This is a genomic window from Congregibacter sp., assembly GCF_045107095.1.
GTDB lineage: Bacteria > Pseudomonadota > Gammaproteobacteria > Pseudomonadales > Halieaceae > Congregibacter.
Genome location: NZ_JBGCFU010000135.1, coordinates 1 through 3282 on the forward strand (window position 1 = coordinate 1; position 3282 = coordinate 3282).

General features: G+C 53.7%; 3 protein-coding genes and 1 tRNA gene. 3 read left to right on the forward strand and 1 reads right to left on the reverse strand.

What is annotated here, in order from left to right; translation table 11 throughout:
• Window positions 1-728 (reverse strand): class I SAM-dependent methyltransferase (locus tag AB8B76_RS15740; RefSeq protein WP_405273834.1); only part of this gene is annotated, 728 nt, incomplete at its 3' end.
• A gap of 102 nt (window positions 729-830) precedes the next feature.
• On the opposite strand from AB8B76_RS15740, the gene AB8B76_RS15745 reads away from it, so the two are divergent.
• From AB8B76_RS15745 to AB8B76_RS15755, 3 genes are all read left to right on the forward strand, one after another.
• Window positions 831-1355 carry an MOSC domain-containing protein gene (locus AB8B76_RS15745; protein WP_405273835.1) on the forward strand — a complete coding sequence of 175 codons (525 nt, stop codon included), beginning with the start codon at window positions 831-833 and terminating at the stop codon, window positions 1353-1355.
• Between the two features lie 148 nt (window positions 1356-1503).
• Window positions 1504-3015, forward strand: coding sequence for an arylsulfatase (locus AB8B76_RS15750; protein WP_405273836.1), 1512 nt, complete (start codon window positions 1504-1506; stop codon window positions 3013-3015).
• A gap of 128 nt (window positions 3016-3143) precedes the next feature.
• A tRNA-Ile gene (locus AB8B76_RS15755) sits at window positions 3144-3220 on the forward strand.
• Window positions 3221-3282: the final 62 nt, after the last annotated feature.

Here is a 3282-nt window from a genome sequence, read left to right on the forward strand (position 1 = left end):
GCCGGCTTTTGAAATATGAGGACATGCTGCTGCGGCAGATAGTCCTCAGTTGCGACCCAGTCCAAACCGATAGCTTGCATCTCCAGACGCACCTGCTCTTCACTCATCTTGTGTAGCGTCTTAATGGGCACAGATAGATCCTCAGACCGATACTCAATGAGAACCAGCTTTCCACCAGGCTTCAAGGCTTCGACTAACTTCACCCCCATTTCTCTCGGATAAGAGAACTCGTGATAGGCGTCAACGATAAATGCCAAATCGACGACATTGGCTGGAAGATTTGGCGACATCTCTGTACCCAGCACCGTTTTAACATTCTCTACCGACAGCTCGCTCTGACGCTCACTTAGCAACTGCAACATCTCGGGCTGTATATCAACGGCGTACACTTGCCCCTCGGGCACGCGAGCAGCAATAGGAAATGTAAAGTAACCGGTGCCCGCACCAATATCCGCGACCACAGAGTCGGGGCTAACCGGAAGCCGATCGATCAGAAGGTCGGTGCGCTCCTGTCGCTCACGCTCGGGCCGCTCCAGCCATCCCGCGCCCATGTGACCCATCACGTATGATATTTCACGGCCCATATAGAACTTACCGATTCCGTCACGACTGCCAGATTTGTATTCATAAAAGTCGTTCTCAACAGTCTCGGAGGGTTGTTCTGCTGAGCACGCGGTCGCTACCGCAAACGCCAGGGCAAGAAAAGTGAGTCTGTTAATAGGCTTCATCGGAGCAACCTCATAGATAATGTTTTAATACGCAGCTGCCGCCGCTATCGGCTCATCTTTTCGTAGCTACAGAGCGCCCGTCTCATCAGTTAAGTTGATCTCATGACCAAAAGAACCAATCCTCTGGACCGCTTCGCCAAGCACCTCAAACCCGGAAAACTCGAGTGGATCGGGCTGCGCTCAACTCGTAAAGCGCCTCTGACGGAGGTGGAGTCGGTACTTGCCATCGCGAGCCGTGGATTGGAGGCCGATCACCGTGTCGACAAGACCCCCGGCTCTGGTCGGCAGGTAACGGTGATTTCTCGAGAGTTCATTCAACAAACCGCACACTTTCTTGGCATTGAGGACATTGACCCGGGCAAGCTTCGAAGAAATCTGGTCGTCTCGGGTATTAACCTACATGCGCTGCGCTATCAGAGGTTCTCGATTGGCGACGCGCTCTTTGAAGCCGGTGCGCTTTGTCATCCCTGCTCCCGCATGGAAACGGCGCTGGGCAAAGGCGGCGTTGCCGCCATGCTCGGACACGGTGGCTTGTGCTGTCGCATCATTCAGGGCGGGCTTATCACTATCGGTGACGCGGTGAGGGTGGAGGTTCAGGGCATCACTGACGACATGTTCAATGAATAAGGCTACCCGCCCTCCCTAAAGCACCCTCGATGGAGGCTTTTGAACTTCATAACTGATAGTCTAGCTCCCGCTAAAAAGTAAGCGTTCAACAAGCATCAAGGGATTTCTAATGAAAATAAACTTAAGAAGAATAGGCTACTGCGCTCTAATGGCAGTCGGCCTAGTCAGCGGGGCAACCTTTGCCCAAGACGACGAAAAAAAACCTAACATACTTGTCTTATGGGGCGACGATATTGGTGGCTTTAACATCAGCGCCTACAACCAGGGCATGATGGGTTACCGCACGCCGAACATTGATCAAATCGCCAAAGAAGGTGCTTTGTTCACTGACTGGTACGGCCAGCAAAGCTGCACCGCTGGACGCGCTGCATTCATCACCGGTCAGTCACCCATTCGTACGGGGCTCACCAAGGTTGGTCTTCCTGGCGCGCCAGAAGGCATGACCGATGAAGATCCCACCATCGCAGAACTGCTCAAGCCCCTCGGCTACGTTACCGGTCAGTTTGGTAAAAACCACCTGGGTGATCTGGATCGCATGCTGCCCACAGAACACGGCTTTGATGAGTTCTTTGGCAACCTGTACCACCTGAACGCCGAAGAAGAGCCAGAGAACCCCGACTATCCCAAGGGCGCAGAGTTTCGGAAGCGATTCGGACCTCGAGGCGTGATTCACAGCTATGCTGACGGTCGCATTGAAGACACCGGTCCGTTAACTAAAAAGCGCATGGAGACTGTGGACGAAGAAACAACCGCAGCAGCGCTGAAGTTTATGGATAAAGCCGTTGCAGAAGACAAGCCGTTCTTCGTTTGGTGGAACAGCACTCGCATGCACATCTTTACCCACCTCAAAGAAGAGTCTGAGGGTGTAACGGGTTACGGCATCTATGCAGACGGCATGGTCGAGCACGATGCCATGGTTGGAGAGCTTTTAGCCAAGCTAGACGAGCTAGGCATAGCCGACAACACCATCGTCATGTACTCCACAGACAATGGCGCTGAGACCTTCACCTGGCCCGACGGTGGAACCACCATGTTCCGCGGCGAGAAAAACACCCAGTGGGAAGGCGGCTATCGCGTTCCAACAGTTATTCGTTGGCCCGGCGTTATTGAGCCCGGCACCATCAACAACGAGATTGCGGCGCACGAAGACATGCTGACCACTCTCCTTGCGGCAGCGGGTGACGAAACCGTAAAGGAAGACCTGCTCAAGAAACGCCGAGTTGGCGGCAAGTCCTTTAAGGCTCACCTCGACGGATACAACCTAATGCCCGCACTCAAGGGCGAGGCCGAGTGGCCACGGGAGTCATTCATCTATTGGACGGATGACGGGAGTGTCGCGGCGCTTCGTTACAACGATCTGAAGGCTACTTTCTTGCGTCAGCCAGAAGAAGGCTACAAGGTGTGGACTACGCCCTTCGAAGTTTTGCGGGCCCCCTCGCTTACAAACCTTCGCATGGACCCCTTCGAGCGAGCCGAAGCTGAAAATGCCATGGGCTATCAGCGCTGGTGGGCTGAGCACATGTTTTTGTTCGCTCCAGCCGGTGCATATATTGCCAATTGGCTCGAAAGCTTCAAAGAGTTCCCGCCCCGGCAGGAGCCTGGCAGCTTCAACCTGGAAAAAGTCATGGCATCAGTCAAACGAGGCGCTGGCGACAAATAACACTGTCATCAGGCACTTGTTCGAAAACGCCCTTAACAGGGCGTTTTTTTTGCATGAATATTCGGGACCAAAACCCGGTGCGCACCGGACCGTGATCCCCTATAATCTCGCGGCGCAACACCCTCTCCGGGCCCATAGCTCAGTTGGTTAGAGCAGTCGACTCATAATCGATTGGTCGTAGGTTCAAGTCCTACTGGGCCCACCATTTTCAAAGTTTTTCAATCCATAAGCCCCTAGGGTCATTATTTCCATCTTGTGATGAAGGCC